17 protein-coding genes are annotated in these 19,502 nt (G+C 61.5%); 2 read left to right on the plus strand and 15 right to left on the minus strand.

From position 1 onward, the window contains the following. Positions 1-20: 20 nt before the first annotated feature. Positions 21-371: an iron-sulfur cluster insertion protein ErpA gene (gene erpA / locus AC1Q67_RS00195; protein WP_024575369.1), complete on the plus strand. Its 351-nt coding sequence runs from the start codon at positions 21-23 to the stop codon at positions 369-371. A 205-nt stretch (positions 372-576) separates the two neighbouring features. Here the strand turns inward: erpA and AC1Q67_RS00200 are convergent, their stop codons facing one another. The 3 genes from AC1Q67_RS00200 to AC1Q67_RS00210 form a co-directional block, all read right to left on the minus strand. Beyond that, positions 577-1,425, minus strand: coding sequence for an amidohydrolase family protein (locus tag AC1Q67_RS00200; RefSeq protein ID WP_492235635.1), 849 nt, complete (start codon positions 1,423-1,425; stop codon positions 577-579). Positions 1,426-1,433: 8 nt separating this feature from the next. Then, entirely contained in the window at positions 1,434-4,562 is a 3,129-nt protein-coding gene (locus AC1Q67_RS00205; RefSeq protein WP_492235634.1) for an efflux RND transporter permease subunit, read from the minus strand. A gap of 167 nt (positions 4,563-4,729) precedes the next feature. Continuing rightward, positions 4,730-5,866 (minus strand): efflux RND transporter periplasmic adaptor subunit, encoded by a 1,137-nt coding sequence (locus AC1Q67_RS00210; protein ID WP_024575366.1) that lies wholly within the window; start codon positions 5,864-5,866, stop codon positions 4,730-4,732. 182 nt (positions 5,867-6,048) lie between these two features. On the opposite strand from AC1Q67_RS00210, the gene xth reads away from it, so the two are divergent. Next, positions 6,049-6,834 (plus strand): exodeoxyribonuclease III, encoded by a 786-nt coding sequence (xth, locus tag AC1Q67_RS00215; RefSeq protein ID WP_024575365.1) that lies wholly within the window; start codon positions 6,049-6,051, stop codon positions 6,832-6,834. Between the two features lie 28 nt (positions 6,835-6,862). Here xth and AC1Q67_RS00220 read toward each other — a convergent pair whose 3' ends face one another. The 12 genes from AC1Q67_RS00220 to AC1Q67_RS00275 form a co-directional block, all read right to left on the minus strand. Next, positions 6,863-7,687, minus strand: coding sequence for a tetratricopeptide repeat protein (locus AC1Q67_RS00220; RefSeq protein ID WP_492235633.1), 825 nt, complete (start codon positions 7,685-7,687; stop codon positions 6,863-6,865). Then, positions 7,674-9,398, minus strand: coding sequence for a dihydroxy-acid dehydratase (gene ilvD, locus AC1Q67_RS00225; protein WP_024575363.1), 1,725 nt, complete (start codon positions 9,396-9,398; stop codon positions 7,674-7,676). The genes AC1Q67_RS00220 and ilvD overlap by 14 nt, the downstream gene beginning before the upstream one ends. 263 nt (positions 9,399-9,661) lie before the next feature. After that, on the minus strand, positions 9,662-9,937 hold the full coding sequence (locus AC1Q67_RS00230; RefSeq protein WP_024575362.1) for a GlsB/YeaQ/YmgE family stress response membrane protein: 276 nt from the start codon (positions 9,935-9,937) through the stop codon (positions 9,662-9,664). Positions 9,938-10,015: 78 nt separating this feature from the next. Beyond that, the gene (locus AC1Q67_RS00235) at positions 10,016-11,446 is read right to left on the minus strand and encodes a serine/threonine protein kinase (RefSeq protein ID WP_492235632.1); all 1,431 of its coding nucleotides are present in this window, start codon (positions 11,444-11,446) and stop codon (positions 10,016-10,018) included. Then, positions 11,446-12,186 (minus strand): metallophosphoesterase family protein, encoded by a 741-nt coding sequence (locus AC1Q67_RS00240; protein ID WP_492235631.1) that lies wholly within the window; start codon positions 12,184-12,186, stop codon positions 11,446-11,448. The genes AC1Q67_RS00235 and AC1Q67_RS00240 overlap by 1 nt, the downstream gene beginning before the upstream one ends. A 78-nt stretch (positions 12,187-12,264) precedes the next feature. Next, positions 12,265-13,686: a dihydrolipoyl dehydrogenase gene (gene lpdA / locus AC1Q67_RS00245; RefSeq protein ID WP_492235630.1), complete on the minus strand. Its 1,422-nt coding sequence runs from the start codon at positions 13,684-13,686 to the stop codon at positions 12,265-12,267. A gap of 146 nt (positions 13,687-13,832) precedes the next feature. Continuing rightward, positions 13,833-14,297: a hypothetical protein gene (locus AC1Q67_RS00250; protein WP_492235629.1), complete on the minus strand. Its 465-nt coding sequence runs from the start codon at positions 14,295-14,297 to the stop codon at positions 13,833-13,835. A gap of 13 nt (positions 14,298-14,310) precedes the next feature. Beyond that, a complete protein-coding gene (locus AC1Q67_RS00255; RefSeq protein ID WP_492235628.1) occupies positions 14,311-15,675 on the minus strand; it encodes a pyruvate dehydrogenase complex dihydrolipoamide acetyltransferase in 1,365 nt (454 codons plus the stop codon). 179 nt (positions 15,676-15,854) lie between these two features. Continuing rightward, positions 15,855-17,276, minus strand: a complete 1,422-nt coding sequence (locus AC1Q67_RS00260) for a pyruvate dehydrogenase complex E1 component subunit beta (RefSeq protein WP_024575356.1) — start codon at positions 17,274-17,276, stop codon at positions 15,855-15,857. Positions 17,277-17,289: 13 nt separating this feature from the next. Further along, on the minus strand, positions 17,290-18,312 hold the full coding sequence (pdhA, locus tag AC1Q67_RS00265) for a pyruvate dehydrogenase (acetyl-transferring) E1 component subunit alpha (RefSeq protein ID WP_024575355.1): 1,023 nt from the start codon (positions 18,310-18,312) through the stop codon (positions 17,290-17,292). Positions 18,313-18,466: 154 nt separating this feature from the next. Continuing rightward, entirely contained in the window at positions 18,467-18,784 is a 318-nt protein-coding gene (locus AC1Q67_RS00270; protein ID WP_024575354.1) for an FtsB family cell division protein, read from the minus strand. Positions 18,785-18,849: 65 nt separating this feature from the next. Beyond that, on the minus strand, positions 18,850-19,401 hold the full coding sequence (locus AC1Q67_RS00275; RefSeq protein ID WP_492235627.1) for an NADPH-dependent FMN reductase: 552 nt from the start codon (positions 19,399-19,401) through the stop codon (positions 18,850-18,852). Positions 19,402-19,502 lie beyond the last annotated feature (101 nt).

Raw genomic sequence — 19,502 nt, forward strand, 5'->3', positions numbered from 1 at the left:
CCCGTTTCCGGAGACTTATTATGACCGCCACCGACCTAGCACCGGCCGCCAACGTCACAATTTCGGAGCGGGCCGCGAAGCGAATCGGCGTGATCCTCAAATCCGAGGGCGAAGGCGCGATGCTGCGCATCAGCGTCGAGGGCGGCGGCTGCTCGGGCTTCCAGTACAAGTTCGATGTCGAACGCGCCAAGGCAGACGACGATCTTGTGATCGAACGTGACGATGCCGTGGTTCTGGTGGACCCCTCGTCCGTGCCGTTCCTGGCCGGATCGGAAGTCGACTTTGTCGATGACCTGATCGGCGCGTCGTTCCGCGTGGTCAATCCGAACGCCACCGCCTCCTGCGGCTGCGGCACCAGTTTTTCGATTTAGTTTCTTGAATTAAACACCTGCTCCGACGCGAGCGCAGTCCAACTCCCTCTCCCGTGGGGAGAGGGGTGGGGTAAGGGCGTAGAGAGCGTACCCCTCACCCGGCGCTACGCGCCGACCTCTCCCCATGGGAGAGGTAAAGCAAACTCTCATCCTTTGAGTCTCGCCGGAAACGGCTCGCACCTCAGGATGACGGCTGAAGATGCCGCTACTTCTCCGCAAACAGCCGCTTCGCGTTGCCATGCGCGATTTGCTTCGCCACGGGTAGCGGCAACTGCTTCAGCCAGCTGCGATACTCCGCCATGATCGAACCGTAACTCGACCAGCGCTCGCTGATCCAAGTATCCGAGCCCAGCAGGAAACGATCCGGATACTTCTCGAACATCGCCCGCCATTCCGGCGTCAACTCACCTCCGGCACCGGTGATGCCGCCGCGATACGACAGTTCGCCCCAAAGCTGCGGATAAGTCGCCAGCATCGCAGCGACACGGCTCGGCGCGAGGCTGAAGCCGGTATGCGCCCAGATGATCTTGGCGCGGCCGTTGTGGCGCATCAGAATCTCGACGGCCTCATCGTCGGCATGGGCATGCAGGTAGAGATCGTTAGCGACCGCGAAGTCGACAGCCTTCTTCACCCACTCGGTGGCTGCGGCCTTCCCCGACAGATGAAACTCGCCGACCCCGCGATAATAGCCACGCTTGAACTCGTCCTGCACCAGATCGAAGATCGTCGGATCGTTGAACCAGGTCTGAATGTCGGGACGAACGCGATAGGGCCGGATGAACGGGACGATCCACAAGCCGTCGGCCTTTGCGTCCATCAGTGCATGGGTGCCGGTGTTGGGACGGCTGGTCGCCAGAATGCCGGTGACGCGGTGCTTCTTGAACAACGCGACCACTTCATCGACCTGATAGTAGGGCTTCGGCTCCCAGTTGTAATGCAGATGGGCGTCGAAAATCTCGATCGGCTCTTCACTCGCGCGAACGGGCCCGGCAGCGAGCAGAGCAACGGCGGCGATGAGAACGCGCCACCCTGCCCGTGCGGATATGATCGGCATCTGTGATCCTACTCAGCCGCCGCAGCGCGCGGCGGTTCGACGTCCGGCGCCTCGATCAGCGTCGGATCGAGGCGGCGCTTCAGACGGCGATCGATCCGGTCGAGATAAATGTAGATCACCGGCGTGATGAACAGCGTCAGCAGTTGCGACACCAGAAGCCCGCCCACCACCGCCACGCCGAGCGGCTGACGCAACTCGGCGCCGGCGCCCGCGCCCAGCGCGATCGGGAGCGTGCCGAAGATCGCGGCGAAGGTCGTCATCATGATCGGCCGGAAGCGCATCAGCGCCGCCTCGCGAATAGCATGCTCCGCGCTCAGGCCCACGGCGCGGCGCTCGATGGCGAAGTCGACCATCATGATGGCGTTCTTCTTCACGATGCCGACCAGCATGACGATGCCGATCATGGCGATCACCGACAACTCCATCTTGAACAGCATCAGCGTCAGGATCGCGCCGATGCCCGCGGACGGCAGGCCCGAGATGATCGTGATCGGATGGATGAAGCTCTCGTAGAGAATGCCGAGAATGACGAAGGCGGCGAACACGGCGGCGAGAATGAGCACGCCTTGCCCGCGCAGCGAATCCTGGAACACCTGCGCAGTGCCTGAGAAGCCGGTCGCAATGGTCGCCGGCAAATTCGAATCCTGCTCGATCTTGGTGATCTGATCGACCGCATAGCCGAGCGACGTGCCGGGCCGCAGGTTGAACGAGATCGTCACCGCCGGCTGCTGGCCCTGGTGATTAATCTGCAACGGCCCGACAGTCGGCACCATTTTGGCCACCGCATCGAGCGGAATGGTCTGATTGTTCGTGGTCTTCACATACAGCTTGGACAGGTCGGTCGGATCGACGCGGAACTTCGGCTGCACTTCCAGAATGATCTGGTAGTCATTCGAGGGCATGTAGATCGTGCCCACCTGCCGCGCGCCGTAGGCGTTGAAGAGCTGGTTGCGGATCTGGTCCGCAGTAACGCCATAGACTGCGGCCTTCTCGCGGTCGATCTCGACTGTGAGCTGCGGGTTCTTGATGTAAAGATCCGTGGTGACATCCTGCAATCCATCGACCTTCGCGATGCGATCGCGCATTTCAGGCGCCGCGCGGTAGAGCGAATCCGTATCGCCGCTCTGCAACGTGTACTGGTACTGGCTCTTGGACGGGCGTCCGCCGATGTTCAGGTTCTGGATGCCCTGGAAGAACGCCTGCAGGCCCGGCACCTGCAGCGCCTTCTGCCGCAGCCGCGCCATCACCACCGGTGCCGGATCGCGCTCATCCTTCGGCTTCAGGCCGATGAACAGGCGTCCGTAGTTCGCGGTCGGATTGGGGCCGCCGGAGCCGACGGTGCTGTTGACGAATTCCACCGCCGGATCGGCACGCAGAATATCGGCAAGAATTTTCTGGCGGTCACTCATCGCCGCGAACGAGGTATCGGTCGCGGCTTCCGTCGTGCCGCTGAGGAAGCCGGTGTCTTCCTGCGGGAAGAAACCCTTCGGCACGATCATGTAGAGCCAGATGGTGAGGCCAAGTGTTGCGAACGTCACCAGCAGCATGACCGACTTGTAGGCCAGCACGCGATCCAGCGTCCATTCATAGGCACGCAGCCAGGACTCAAACATCGCCTCGAACCAGCGCAGCACGAAGTTGGGTTTGTGATGCGGATCGTGGGGCTTGAGCACCCGCGCGCAGAGCATGGGCGTCAGGGTCAGCGACACGAATCCGGACACAAGGATGGCTACAGAGATCGTTACGGCGAACTCACGGAACACGCGGCCGACAATGCCGCCCATCAGCAGCACCGGGATGAACACCGCGATCAGCGAGAACGTGATCGACAGGATGGTGAAGCCGATCTCGCGCGCGCCCTTCAACGCGGCCTCGTAAGGCTTCATGCCCTCCTCGATGTGGCGCATGATGTTTTCAAGCATGACGATGGCGTCGTCGACCACGAAGCCGACCGACAGCGTCAGCGCCAGCAGCGTCATGTTGTTAATCGAGTAGTCGAGCGCGTACATCACCGCGCAGGTGCCCAGCACCGAAATCGGAACCGCAAGCGCCGGAATAAGGGTGGCGGACGCCGAGCGCAGGAACAGGAAGATCACGACGATCACGAGGCCGACGGCGATCAGCAGCGTCTCCTCCACGTCGGCAACGGACTCGCGGATCGACACCGAGCGGTCGAGGGTGACGTCCATCGTGACCGACGGCGGGATCTGCGCTCGCAGCGATGGCAGCTTGGCGCGCACCGCATCGACCACCGCCACGGTGTTGGCGTCGGGCTGTTTCTGGATCGCCAGCACGATGGAACGGGTGCCGTTGAACCAGGTCGCAGCCTTGTCGTTCTCGACGCTGTCGTAGATTTTCGCGACTTCGTCGAGCTTCACCGGCGAGCCGTTGCGCCAAGCCACCACGACCTGACGATAGTCGCTCGCCTTGCTGAGCTGTCCCGAGGCCTGGATCGCGATGTCCTGCTTCGGACCGTTCAGGGTGCCGACCGGCGTTGACGAATTGGCGCGCGACACGGCGGTGCGGATGTCTTCCAGCGACAAGCCGCGCGCCGCGGCGGCTTCGGGATCGGCCTGCACACGAACCGCGAACTTCTGCGGACCGTAGATTAGGACCTGCGCCACGCCCGGAATCTGCGACAGGGTCTGTCCAATGGTGATGTCGCCGTATTCGTTGACGGTGGAGAGCGGCAGGGTTTCGGAACTCAGCGACACGAACAGCACGGGGAAGTCGGCCGGGTTCACCTTGCGGAAGCTCGGCGGGACCAGCATTTCCACCGGCAGACGTCGCTGCGCGACAGTCAGCGCGGTCTGCACGTCGAGAGCCGCGCCATCGATGTTGCGGTTGAGGTCGAACTGGATGGTGATCGAGGTCGTGCCCTGCGACGAACTCGACGACATCGAGGAGATACCCGCGACGGTCGAAAGCTGGCGCTCGATCGGACCCGCAACAGACGCCGCCATGGTGTCGGCGCTGGCGCCCGGCAGGGTTGCCGTGACCTGAATGGTCGGAAAATCAACCTTGGGAAGCGCGGAAACCGGCAGCAGCCGGAAGCCGAACACACCGAACGCGATGATCGACGCCGTCATCAGCGTCGTCATCACCGGTCTGCGGATACAAAGCTCCGACAGGTTCATTCGAGTGTCCCGATCCGCCGTTCGCTTGAACCTTGCAGCGCCTTCCGCAGCGAACGTCGGATCGGAAGGACACTCGAAAACTTATATTTGCTAGTGACCCCTTGTTTCTAACATTCGCGAAAATGCCTGCTGAGAAGGGACGCGAATGTTAGAATCGGATCACTAGATTATGCTCCGGCCTTGCGGTTGCGCGGCTCCACCGGCGAACCGTTGGACAGAAGGAGCTGCCCATCGACAACGATATCCTCCCCGCCTCCGAGGCCGGTCTCAACCACGGACAGTCCCTGAAACGTGCGGCTGACCGTCACCGGTTGCATCTGCGCCTTCCCGTCACGGACGACGAAGACGAAGTTGCCGGTCTGGCTTCGCTGGATGCCGACCGAGGGCACGACGACTGCGGTTTCATTACGAACCGTAAGGGTCGCGTTGACGAGGATACCGGGCCACAAGACCTCGCTCTCGTTGCCCATGATGCCGCGCACGGTCACCATGCCGGTGGTGGCATCGACGGTGTTCTCGACCATCGCAACAGTGCCGGTTTCGGATTTGTTGTTGCCGGGAATGGTCGCCGTCACCGACGACTGATTTTCCTTCATGGCATCGCGCAGATCGCTCAGAACGCGCTGCGGGATTGCGAACGTCACATAGACCGGCGCCATCTGGTTGATGGTCGCGAGCGGCGACGTATCCGCAGGACGGACGAAATTCCCGACCTTGACCGACGCTGCGCTGATGCGGCCGCTGATCGGCGCGACAATCCTGGTGTAGCTCTTCTGGACCTTCAGATTGTCCAGAATGGCCTGATCGGCCTGAATGGTCGCGGTCGCAGTGTCGGCGGCGGTCTTCGCGTTGTCGACGTTGACCTGTGTGGTTGCCCCCTTGCCGATCAGCTCGTTGAAACGCCTCATGTCGCGTTCCGCCGCGACGAGTGTCGATTGAGACCGCGCGAGATTGCCTTCAGCCTGCGCGATCTGCGCGTCGATCTGGCGCGAGTCCAGTGTGAACAGCAGATCGCCTTCCTTGACGCGAGCGCCGTCCTCGAAGTGAACTCCGACGATGGTGGTCTCGACCCGGGATTTCAGCGCCACGCTCGAGATCGGCGTCACCATTCCGATGGAATCCACATCGACCGGAACCCGCTTCTTTTCGGCTTTCGCGATCTCCACGGAAATGGCGCGAGGCCGAGGCGGAGCCTGCGCGGTGGTCGCGCCGCCCATCCACGTAGATCGCGTTGCATAGAGCGCGACAGCCGCAACGACGATGGCCGCGAGCAAAATACGCCGTTTGAAAAAATTTCCAGTCATGCCGTTTCTCGGGTTCAGGATTCAGGCTGTGCAAAAACGCCTAACAGCCGCCGTTTCCCCAACCCCATGGTGCTGGTTTTCCAGCGTTAATTTGTATTCGGCTTATCACAGCCGCTCCGCCCGTGGTACGGCTTACAGGTGGATTCTTCGTAATATTGCTCACGTCACTAACGGAAATGGCCATGCGGATCGCCACCTGGAACGTTAACTCTGTCCGACAGCGGCTCGATCATCTGCTGACGTGGCTCAAGGAGCGGTCCCCGGACATCGTCTGCCTGCAGGAGATCAAGTGCGTGGACGAGGCGTTTCCGCGCGAGCCAATCGAGGCGCTCGGCTACAACGTGGTGACCCACGGCCAGAAGACCTTCAACGGTGTGGCGCTGCTCTCCAAGTACCGGTTCGACGAAACCACGCCGCGTCTGGACGGCGACGCCGAAGATCTCCACGCTCGCTTTCTCGAAGGAGTCGTGTCTCACGCAAACGGCACCCTGCGGATCGCGTGCCTTTACCTGCCCAACGGCAACCCGCCGGAAACGGATAAATATCCTTACAAAATCAAGTGGATGGACAGGCTTATTCAGTATTCGAAAGAGCGCCTGAAGGGTGAGCAGCCGCTGGTGCTGGCGGGCGACTTCAACGTCATCCCCGCCAATGGCGACGTCTACAATCCTGCCGCCTGGGCGAACGACGCTCTGTTCCTGCCAAAGACGCGCGAGCGCTTCCGCACCCTGCTCAATCTCGGGCTGACCGACGCGATCCGCGCGGTTTCGGACCAGCCCGGCCAATATACGTTCTGGGATTATCAGGCCGGCGCATGGCCGAAGAACAATGGCATCCGGATCGACCACCTGCTGCTGTCGCCGCAGGCCAGCGACCGGCTGCTCGATGCCGGCATCGATCGTTACGTGCGGGGATGGGAAAAGGCGTCAGATCACGTTCCGGTGTGGATCGATCTGGATCTGAACTAAGCGGCGCCCGGTTCGCGAAGCGAACAGGTTAGTCCCGGCGGCCCTGAACCCAGCGCTCGAGCATCTGCAACGCCATGGCCCGATCATCCTCAGACGCCTTGGCCATCGCCGTCTTGTAGCTGTCCTTGATCCAGATCTCGTCGGGCCCCGCGCTGTCCTGCGCCAAGGTCAGCCACATCAGACCGCGGGCCGCCTGACGCTGAGAGCCGGTACCGTTGAACAGCATCTGGCCGAGCAGCGCCTGCGCTTGATGCTGGCCCTTGCGCGCTGCCAGCCCGAGCCAGCGAATGCCGTACCTGGTATCGCGCGGCATGCCGACGCCGTCGAGATACATCCGTGCGAGATTGTACTGCGCTTCGGCGTTGCCGAAATACGATGCGGCGTAGGAGAACATTTCCCGCGCCCGCTCCGGATCGGCCTTCACCTTGGAGTTCGGGATACCGGACACGTAGTAGCGGCCGAGCGCTACGAAAGCGTTGGCGACGATCGTGGCCTGCGGAGCCGACGGGCTGTCTTCGGCGTGGGCGTTGGCGATCTTGCTGAAATAGTCATAGGCGCGCAGATCGTCCTGGGCGACGCCGTCGCCCTTGGCGTACATGCGCCCGAGCTTCCACTGTGCCACAGGGTGACCGCCCTCGGCGGCATACTGCAGGGCCGTCAACGCCGCCGGTTGCGGAATGTCCGCCGGCGGAACCGGCTTCTTCAGCACCGGAACGCCGCTCGGCGCGGCAACCATCGGCAACGCAGCTTCCTGACCGCCCGGCGATGTTCCCTCGAACGCAAAGGCCGGACCTGCCGCGAAAAACACGACAGCCAGAGCACCCACAATACCGATGCGCTCAGATGTCCGCATAACACACCTTCTCGGCTGCCCCGCCGGGATGGGTCACCGCGCCCTTGATTGCCGGTCCCACCTGCTGGGCATATTTCCAAAGCACGCCGGAACCGACCGAGGTTTCACGCGGCTTCCACGCCTTCCTGCGTTCGGCCAACTCTTCGTCTGTCAACTTAACTTGGAGTGTGCCGTTGACCGCATCAAGTTCGATGATATCGCCGTCGCGGATCAGCCCGATCGGGCCGCCGACCGCGGCCTCCGGTCCGACGTGACCGACGCAGAAGCCTCGGGTGGCACCGGAAAAGCGGCCATCCGTAATGAGGGCCACCTTGCCGCCCATACCCTGGCCGGTGAGAGCTGCGGTTGTCTGGAGCATTTCCCGCATGCCGGGACCACCCTTGGGGCCCTCATAGCGGATCACGATGACGTCGCCTTCCCTGTAGGTCTTCTTGTTCACGCACTCGAACGCGTCTTCTTCGCAATCGAAGCAACGCGCGGGCCCTGTGAACTTCAACACCGACATTCCAGCGACTTTCACGATCGCGCCGTCCGGCGCGAGATTGCCCTTCATGCCGACAACGCCACCGGTCACGGTGATCGGCTTATCGGCAGGATGCACCACGTCCTGGTGCGGATTCCATTTCACGCTCTTGAGGTTGTCGGCGATGGTCCGTCCGGTGACCGTCATGCAGTCGCCGTGCAAGTAACCGTTGTCCAAGAGAGTCTTCATCAAAAGCGGTATTCCGCCAGCCTCGAACATGTCTTTGGCGACATAACGGCCACCCGGCTTCAAATCCGCGATATACGGTGTCTTTTTGAAGATTTCGGCGACATCGAAAAGATCAAACTCAATTCCGCATTCGTGCGCCATCGCCGGTAAATGCAGCGCAGCATTGGTCGAACCGCCGGACGCCGCGACCACGGCGGCTGCGTTTTCCAATGCCTTACGGGTCACGATGTCGCGCGGACGGATGTTCTGCGCGATCAATTCCATGATCTTTTCACCCGCCGCCATGCAGAAGCTGTCGCGGATTTCGTATGGCGCCGGCGCTCCGGCCGAGTACGGCAGGGCCAGACCAATGGCTTCGGAAACGGTCGCCATGGTGTTGGCGGTAAACTGGGCACCGCAGGCGCCTGCCGAGGGGCACGCCACCCGCTCGATTTCGTCCAGATCCTCGTCGGACATTTCGCCGACCGAGTGCTTGCCGACCGCCTCGAACATGTCCTGGACGGTGACCTGCTGGCCCCGGAAGTTGCCGGGCAGGATCGAGCCGCCGTAGATGAAGATCGACGGCACGTTGAGGCGCAGCATCGCCATCATCATACCCGGCAAGGACTTGTCGCAGCCCGCCAGCCCGATCAGGGCGTCATAGGCATGACCACGGACTGTCAATTCAACGGAATCGGCAATGGTTTCCCGTGACGGGAGCGACGAGCGCATCCCCTCGTGGCCCATGGCGATGCCGTCGGTGACGGTAATGGTGCAGAACTCGCGCGGGGTGCCGCCGGCGGAGGCGACGCCCTTTTTCGCGGCCTGCGCCTGACGCATCAGGGAAATATTGCAGGGAGCGGCCTCGTTCCAGCAGGAGGCCACGCCAACGAACGGCTGGTGAATCTGCTCGGTGGTGAGGCCCATGGCATAGAGGTAGGAGCGATGGGGCGCGCGCGCGGGACCTTCCGTGACGTAACGGCTTGGAAGTCGCGCCTTGATGTTGCTCTTCGCGTCCATCGTGAACCTTGTCCCGCAGCCGCCCCGAGAGCCAGAAAACCCCCTAAAAATGGGAGGTTCTTCCAATGCCATCGCGAATGCCGTGGCGTTTCGCCTACGGAATAATGATCTCATGGAGGCGTGTGGCTAAATAGCGGCGCGCGCAAGTGCTTGCTGGGGCCACGGTTAAATGTTCACGAAGTGTTGTAGGCACGCAACATTCGTTGCGCCGCGGCAACGATACCGCGGCGGCCAGTCCAGCGATTGAGAAAGGAAGCGACCCGTTAACGCTGACGGATCATGCGCCAGGCAAACAGCAGGAGAACTGCGCCGATGGACGCGGAAATCAGCGTCCGCCAGAAGCCAAAGACCGGCACCTGTGCGATTTCCGCGAGCTTGGCGCCGACAAACGAACCGGCAATGCCGACCAGAATGTTAGTGAAGATGCCATGGTTGGACTCCGTCACCCGTTCGGCAATCCAGCCGGCAATCGCGCCGATCAGGAGCATGGTGAAAAAGCCCACGCCGGGCTGGCTGAAAAATGCCTGTGCTTCGTTCATCGACGAATCCCCTCAGTGGAATGTCATCATAACCCGATCTTACAGGAACTATATGACCGTGCATCTATACCGGCGGGGCTACGGCCGCCCTTCCCCATCCTGACCGGCCCGCCTGCGAGTGGGACGAACGACGGTCACACTGCAGGGTGCTTCCCCCGCGACCTTCGCCGATACGCTGCCGAGAACCGTCTTTCGAAACGAGTTCTCGCGCGCGCCGATCAGGACATGATCGACCAGATTTGAGCTGGCAAACTCGAGGATGGCGTTTGCCGGATCGAAGGCTTCGATCACATGGACCGTAAAACTCTCATCGCCAAGTCCAAGCGTCCGCGCCCAGTTCTTCAACTCGGCAAGCCGCCCGACATGTTTGTTGTGCCCTTCCTCGTTCAGCGCATGATCGACGGTAAGACGCGCGAGCTTGAGGACGTTGACGCATGCGAGCCGCGCACCGGGAACGGCCTTCGCAATGCGCGCGGCCTCCGTGCGAAGGGCTTCGTTAAGGGCCTCGTTGGCGTCGTCGAGATTGATCGCCACAGCGATGATCGGGACCTGTGCGAGGTGTGAGGCAATATCCGGGCGCGACCGCGAAGCCATGAGTTCGTTGTTGAAGCGCCGGCGCAGAACGGTGGCAAGTCCGTCACGCTTCAGCCTCTCGGCGCGTGCGGTCATTTTGACCTGATCGGGATTGCCAAGATCGAAGGCAAGCTGCCGCGCGGACGGATAACGCCACGCCGGCTGCACCTCGAGACAGTGGAGGACGATTTCCTGAAGCCACGGCGGATAGTCCGGCCGCAGACGGCGCGGCGGAACCGGGTCTTTCCAAAGACGCCGCCGCATCCCGCTCAAGGTTTCAGATTCACCGAACGGCCGCTCGCCCGTGGTGAAGAAATAAAGCAGCACACCGAGCGCAAACAGATCGCTGCGGGGATCATTACGGGTGCCGAGCAGTTGTTCGGGCGCCATGTATGGCGCGGTCCCGAACGGCAGGCGAAACTCCTCCTGCATCAGGTCCGGCAGATGATCGTGATGCGACAGGCCATAGTCGATCAGCACGGCCTCGCCTGTCGGCCTGAACATGATGTTGCTCGGCTTGATGTCGAGATGCACGACGCTCTGCCGATGCAGATCATCCAGCGCCGTGGCAATTTTCAGCCCGATTCCGACAGCCTCCTCATACGGAAGCGGGAGATCCGCTAATCGCTTGTAGAGGGTGTCGCCAGGAATGCGCTCCATCACGATATAGGGCTGTGGTGTGGAGAAATCTCCCAACGCTATGAATTTTGGAACATGGATGCCGGAGAGGCGCGGCAAAATCATCTGCTCCATCTCGAAGCTGACAATGGCCGCGGGATCCGGGCTGTCTCCGAACCTTGGCACCTTCATCAGCATCGGCTGCGGATGGTCCGGATGCGACACACGCCATAGGGTCGCCATGCCGCCGCGATGCACCTGTTCCTCGACCAGGAAACCATCGAGTACTTCGCCGGGAACGAGTTCGGGCCTGGCCATCAGTGCCCCTCGTACAATCGCTCGGCGAGCGAAGGAGGCAATCCGTTGTCGCGAATTCGCGCGGCGGCGCCGTCGATGTCATAGGGAGCGCGGCAGAAGGTGATCTCGTTCCGGTCGGTATCCAGCATGGCATAGGACGCTGCCGGATTGCCATCGCGCGGCTGGCCCACAGAACCGACCACAGCCAGCCACTGCCGGCCCTTTATCAACTGGATCGGCACGCCCGTTTTGGGCGTGAAGGGCGTAATCTTTCCAATCGACGAGAGCGAATAGAGCGCGGGAATGTGAACGTGGCCGCACAGGGTCAGTGGCAGTCGTGTCACTTCCAGACTTCGGGTCGCGCTCTGGCCATCGGTCACATAGTGCCACTGAGCGGGCGCGGTGGCATCCGCGTGAACAAGCAGCCGCCCGCCATCCTCGACCGACAATGGCAGCTCGGCGAGAAACTGCCGCTCGGCACGGCCGAGCACGTTCCGCGTCCACTCAATCGCAACCTGCGCCTTTGCATTCATGCGCTCGCTGGGGACCGCAATGGCATTGTCATGATTGCCGCGGACGGCGAGCGCACCATGCCCGACCAGTTCCATGGCCGTCTGCGTGCACCAGTCCGGGTCCGCGCCATAACCCACGATGTCACCGAGCAGATAGATTTTCTCCGCGCCATCACTTTTCGCGCGCGCGAGGCAAGCCTCGAACGCCTGACGGTTGGCATGAATATCGGCAAAAACTGCAATCAGCACGTCGGACTGTCCTCACTGACGATTGCAGGCCCTTGCGCAGCCGAGCGCCTTGATCTGGATCAGGCTCCAGCTTCCGGATTACATGTTCAGCACGCGGCCGTAGGCATCGAGCACAGCTTCCTTCATCGTCTCCGAAATGGTCGGATGCGGGAAGATGGTGTGGAACAGTTCTTCCTCGGTGGTCTCGAGGTTCATTGCCACAACGAAGCCCTGGATCAGTTCGGTGACTTCCGATCCGACCATGTGCGCGCCGAGAAGCTGACCGGTCTTCTTGTCGAACACCACCTTGACCATGCCCTGGTCTTCGCCCTGCGCGATGGCCTTGCCGTTGCCGACGAACGGGAAACGGCCGACGCGAATGTCCTTGCCTGCTTCCTTCGCCTTCGCCTCGGTGAGGCCGACCGATGCGATCTGCGGATGGCAATAGGTGCAGCCGGGAATGAGCGTCTTGTCCATCGGATGCGGATGAAGCCCCTTGATCGCCTCGACGCAGATGATGCCTTCATGCTCGGCCTTGTGGGCGAGCATCGGCGGACCGGCGACGTCGCCGATGGCATAGATGCCGGGCACATTGGTCTTGCCGTATCCGTCGATGACGATGCAGCCGCGATCGGTTTTCACACCGAGCTTTTCGAGTCCGAAGCCCTCGATGTTGCCGACCACGCCGACCGCCGAGATCACGCGATCCACCTCGATCTGCACCGGCTTGCCCTTGCCGTCATCGATGGTGGCGACAACGCTGTCGGCCTTCTTGTCGAGTTTGGTCACCTTGGTGTTCGACATCACCTTGATGCCCTGCTTCTCGAACTGCTTGCGCGCAAAGCCAGCAATCTCCGCGTCCTCGACGGGAAGGATTTGCGGCAGCACCTCAACCACGGTCACCTCCGCCCCCATGGTGCGGTAGAACGACGCGAACTCGATGCCGATGGCGCCTGAGCCGACCACCAGCAGCGACTTCGGCATCTTGTCCGGGTTCATCGCCTCGAAGTAGGTCCAGACCAGTTTCTTGTCGGGCTCGAGACCCGGCAGCACGCGCGGCCGCGCGCCGGTCGCGACGATAATGTGCTTTGCGTTGTAAGTGCCCGCACCCAGCGCGCCCTTGGGCGCGGCGGCTTCGGTTTTCTTCACGGTGAACTTGCCGCCGCCGTCCAGCGTCGCCTCACCCCAGATGATCGTGATCTTGTTCTTGTTCATCAGGAATTCGACGCCGCCGTTGAGGCGCTTCACCACGCCGCGTGAACGCGCGATCACGGCTTTCGGATCGAACGAGACATTGTCCGCCGACAGGCCGTAATCCTTGGCGTGCTTCATGTAGTGATAGATTTCCGCCGAGCGCAGCAGCGCCTTGGTCGGGATACAGCCCCAGTTGTTGCAGATGCCGCCGAGATAGGCCTTCTCCACGATCGCGGTCTTGAAACCAAGCTGCGCCGCGCGGATGGCGGTGACATAGCCGCCGGGGCCGGAGCCAATCACGACAATGTCGAAAGATGTATCAGCCATAAAGAACTCCATTCGCCCGTTGGCGCGCTATTGCCGGTAGTAGTCTTGCACTGTTGTCCACGCGACGTCCTGTAGAAACGTCGCGGTCGCCGCGCCCGCAAGCGCCGACTGAGTCCATCTCGCCGTTCGGAACATCATTGGCTTCGTCAGTGGCCGCCTCCACTGAAAGATGTCTCAGCCGTTCGAATGTTTTTCGGTTCGAGACGCCCTGCAAAACGCCGGAGCATGGCCCATGGCAGGATCAACGTCAGGATGATGGGGCCGACAATCTGCAGCATTTCCTGAATGTCGCCCTCGCGAATTTCATGAAACTCGCGGACCGATATGTCGGAATACTTCAGGCCCGCAGCCAGCAACAGGAATGGCACCAATGGCACCAGCAGCGCGATATTCAGGGCGCGAGGGCCGCTCCTCCAGAACACCGCCACAGTAAAGCAGATCAGCGCAATGACGCTGAAGACCGGCGTATAGATAAGGCCGATGATCTCCGTCATCGAACACGACAGCCGCTCACCCTGGCACGGCCGCAAAAGCCCAGCGACGTAACCGAACGCGAGGGCTGCAGCAAGACCGAGCACGCAGGCAAGTGCAATGATCCCAAACCGGCGCATATGCGCTCCCGGCCTACACCACCATCATCACGGGGTTTTCGATCAGCTTCTTGAACGCGGTGATCAGTTCCGCGCCAAGCGCGCCATCGATGGCGCGATGATCACAGGACAATGTCACGCTCATCATGGACGCAGCAACGATCTGGCCATTGCGCACGACAGCCCGATCCTCGCCCGTGCCGACGGCAAGGATCGATGACTGCGGCGGATTGATCACCGCGGTAAAGTCCTTGATGCCGTACATGCCGAGGTTCGATACCGACGACGTGCCACCCTGATACTCGTTCGGCTTGAGCTTCTTGGCCTTGGCGCGCGCAGCGAGATCCTTCATCTCGCTGGAAATTGCCGACAGGGTCTTGATTTCGGCCTGGCGAATGATCGGGGTAATCAGGCCGAATGGCAGCGCCACCGCGACGCCGATGTCCGAATGCTTGTGGCGAAGCATCGCCGTCTCGGTCCATGAGACGTTTGCCTCCGGAATCTTCTGCAGCGCGAGCGCCATCGCCTTGATGACAAAGTCGTTCACCGAAATCTTGTAGAGCGGCTTGCCGTCTGCGTTCTTGCCCGCAGCGGCGTTGATATCCTCGCGCGCCGCGTTGAGCTTGCCGAGATCGCAATCAATCGTGAGATAGAACGTCGGCATCGAATTGGTCGCAGCGGTGAGACGCTGCGCGATGGTCCGGCGCATCGAGTCGTGCGGCACGCTCTCGTAACCGCCCTCCTCATACAGCGCAAGGATCTGCTGGTCCGACATCGCAGGTGCACCGACTGCACCGGTGCCGGCTGCCGGAGCGCCTGCGCTGGCTGCGGGCTTGAGGCCCTTGCCGGACTTCGCCTGATCGATGTCGCGCGCAACCACGCGGCCATGCGGCCCCGAACCGGTGACGCGGGACAGATCGATCCCGGCGTCCTTGGCAAGACGCCGCGCCAGTGGCGACGAGAACACGCGCGCGCCGTTGCTTGGTACAGAAGCCGCTGCGGCGGCTGGCGCAGCAGCAGGCTTCGCTGGCGCGGATGCAGCAGCCGGAGCCGGTGCTGCGGCAGGCGCGGCAGCTTTCGGAGCGGGCGCAGGCGCGGCTTCCGATTTCGCAGGCGCAGCCGATGCGGCACCTGCTCCGGCGGCCTTCACGTCTTCGCCGTCACCAGCAAGCACCGCGATGACATTGTTGACCGGAACATCCTGGGTGCCTTCCGGCACGAGGATCTTCGCGATGGTGCCTTCATCGACGGCTTCGACTTCCATCGTCGCCTTGTCGGTCTCGATCTCGGCGATCACATCGCCTGACTTGACCTTGTCGCCTTCCTTCTTGAGCCACTTGGAGAGGTTGCCCTTCTCCATGGTGGGAGACAGTGCAGGCATCAGAATGTTGATCGGCATGATACGAGTGTCCCGAATCCAAAGTTCGTCTCATTGTACGGCGCCCTCCGTTACGAACTTCGGATTCGAAGGGACACTCGCAAATCTACTATCCAGTGCGGTTTCGGTTCATAAGTTCGCTTGAAGAATTCGCGGAATGATGAAGCGAACTTCTGAACCACCGCACTGGTCCTGCTCTCTCAGCGATAACTAACAGCCTTGGCGGCGGCGACGACTTCCGCCACCGTCGGCAGCGCAAGCTTTTCGAGATTGGCCGCGTACGGCATCGGCACGTCCTTGCCCGACACGCGCGCAACCGGCGCGTCGAGATAATCGAACGCCTGCTCCATGATCCGCGCCGCGATTTCCGCGCCGACGCCGGACTGCTGCCAGCCTTCCTCGACCGCGACCGCGCGTCCGGTTTTCTTCACCGAATTGATGATCGTCTCGGTGTCCATCGGACGTAGCGTGCGCAGATCGATGACCTCCGCCTCGATGCCTTCCTTGGCGAGTTCATCGGCGGCGCCCAGCGCATAGGTCATGCCGTTCGACCATGACACCAGCGTCACGTCCTTGCCCGGCCGCACGATCCGCGCCTTGCCGATCGGAACGACATAGTCGTCGAGCTTCGGCACATCGCCGGTGTGCCCGTACAGAATTTCGTTTTCAAGGAAGATCACCGGGTTCGGATCGCGGATCGCCGCCTTGAGCAGACCCTTCGCATCCGCCGCCGAATACGGCGCGACAACCTTGAGGCCCGGAATCTGCGAGTACCACGCCGAGTAGTCCTGGCTGTGCTGGGCGGCCACGCGTGCCGCCGCGCCGTTCGGTCCGCGGAACACGATCGAGCAGCCCATCTGGCCGCCGGACATGTAGAGCGTCTTCGCCGCGGAGTTGATGATCTGGTCGATCGCCTGCATCGCGAAGTTGAAGGTCATGAACTCAACAATGGGCTTCAGCCCGGCCATCGCCGCACCGACGCCGACGCCGGCGAAACCGTGCTCGGTGATCGGCGTATCGATCACGCGGCGCGCGCCGAATTCCTGCAACAGGCCCTGGGTGATCTTGTAGGCGCCCTGATACTCGGCGACCTCTTCACCCATCACGAACACATCGCCGTCGCGGCGCATTTCCTCGGCCATGGCATCGCGGAGCGCTTCGCGCACCGTCATCTTCACCATCTCGGTGCCGGGCGGCACTTCGGGGTCCGGCTCGACCGGAGCGGCTGGCGCCGCGACCACCGGCGGAGCGCTGATCTGGGGCTTGCCTTCCCCGACGGGTGAGCGCGACTCTTCAACTTCTTGCTTAACTTGAGGACTGGCCTCAGGGGCCTTGGCGGCAGCGGCGGCCGGGGCCTTGCCCAGATCGGCGGCGCTCTCACCGTCACTGAGGATGGTCGCGATCGGTGTGTTGACGGCGACATCATTGGTGCCTTCAGCGACAAGAATCTTGCCGAGCGTCCCCTCGTCGGTCGCCTCGACTTCCATGGTGGCTTTGTCGGTTTCGATTTCGGCGATCACGTCGCCGGACTTGATGGCTTCACCCTCTTTTTTCAACCATTTGGAAAGATTCCCTTTCTCCATGGTGGGCGAAAGCGCGGGCATCAGAACTTGAATCGGCATGGTGGCTCCGCACTTATCGGTAGATGTCGGTGTATAGCTCGGACGCATCCGGCTCCGGCGCGTGCTGCGCGAAGTCCGCCGCCTCGTTGACGATCTCGCGCACTTCCGCGTCGATCGCCTTCAGCTCCTGCTCGCTGACCTTGAGGTCCAGCAACCGCTGCCTCACCTGCTCGATCGGATCGCTGTCGTGGCGCACCTTGTCCACTTCCTCACGGGTCCGATACTTGGCGGGATCGGACATCGAGTGGCCACGGTAACGGTACGTCTGCATCTCGAGAATGTAAGGCCCGTTGCCTTCGCGGCACCACTGCACCGCCTTGTCGCCCGCGGCTTTCACCGCACGGACGTCCATACCGTCGACCTGTTCGCCCGGGATGTTGAACGACGCGCCGCGCTTGGAGAAATCGGTCTGCGCCGACGAACGCGAGACCGAAGTGCCCATGGCGTAACGGTTGTTCTCGATGACGTAGATGATGGGAAGCTTCCAGAGCTCCGCCATGTTGAAGCTTTCGTAGACCTGCCCCTGATTGGCCGCGCCATCGCCAAAATAAGCGACGCTGACATTCTTGTCGCCGCGATAGCGGTTGGCGAACGCGAGACCGGTGCCGAGCGGAACCTGTGCACCGACGATGCCGTGGCCGCCGTAGAAGTTCTTCTCCTTGCTGAACATGTGCATGGAGCCGCCCTTTCCCTTGGAATAGCCGGCTTCACGTCCTGTCAGTTCCGCCATCACCCCCTTGGGGTCCATCCCGCAGGCCAGCATGTGACCGTGATCACGATAGCTGGTGATGATCTGGTCACCTTGCTCGAGCGACATCTGCATACCCACCACGACCGCTTCCTGGCCGATGTAAAGATGACAGAAACCGCCGATCGCGCCCATGCCGTAGAGTTGACCCGCCTTCTCCTCGAAGCGCCGGATCAGCATCATCTCGCGAAACGCGCGAAGCTCCTGGTCCTTCGTGAATGTCAGATTGTTGGGATGGCGGGAGCCGTTGCCAGCATCTTGCGCGGCGGTTTTCTTCGCTGTTGCCATGGCTTGTCCGGATAAGAGAGCGGGTACCAACTTCTGTACCCCAACTCGTATCGCAATGAAAAGCAAAGCGTGCACAAACGCTTCGCTCATCTATGACGCAATGCAGCGACAGCAATTTTAGAATCGAAAGCGAACGATTTTTGAAATTTGAAACCTAGTTCTGACCGATCATCCGAACGAGGTCGCGCGGATGCACATAGTCGAGCTGGTAACGCGCACGTTCGTCGAGCATGTCAGGATCAACACGGTCAGAGCGAAGCAGGGAAACGCGCTGTTCTGCCGCAGTTCGCTCCGCCTTGAGCCGCGCCAGCTCCGCGGTCAGCAGCACGATTTCCTGATCGAGTTCCTGGCGCGCGTTCAGACCGTACTTGCCGGTATAAGCGTTGACGCCGAAATAGGCGATCAGCGCCGCCGCAATCGCGTACAGCGCGAGGCCGGTCATGATGGCTTTGAGTCGTGTGCGTGAAACCATACCCGCACGATGCGACAGCCCGGTTAACCTATTGCTAACAGCCGGGCCGCCGCATCACGACAGAATCATGTCTTGAGCTTGTCGACCCATGTCGCGAAGGCATCGATGTAGGTCTTCAGCACCTTCTCGAGCGCTTCCTTGGTGAGGTTGCCCTTGTCGTCGAACGCATCGCCCACCCCGTTCAGATAGATTTCGGGCTGCTGGAGGATCGGTCCGGAAATGCCCGGAAGAATCGATTTCAGATGCATGGCCGCGGCAACGCCGCCCAGCGGGCCGGGTGAATTGGCAACGATGCCGGTCGGCTTACCGAGAAACGAGCTTTTCCCGTAGGGGCGCGACGCGACATCGATCGCGTTTTTCAAAACGCCGGAGGTCGACCTGTTGTATTCGGGCGTGACGAAAAGAACCGCGTCGGACGTCTGGATCTTCTCGCGGAATGCGACCCAGTCCGCCGGCGGCGTCGCTTCAAGGTCCTGATTGAAAAATGACAGCCCGTGAAGCGTCACGATCTCAAGCTTGAGAGATGGCGGAGCAATCTTCGCCAAGGCATTGGCAATCTTGAGCGAAAACGACTCCTTGCGGAGGCTGCCGACGATAACGGCAACGGTATGGGCCATGAGGACATCCTTTCAACGGCAAAGAAATTCCGTAAGCGGGCTTAGCCGCGCCCTAAAAAGGATGCAAGTGCATTAACTCAGATCGCGGGATCGTGTTCTGC

This window comes from Afipia sp. GW823-FHT06G09, from assembly GCF_058794875.1.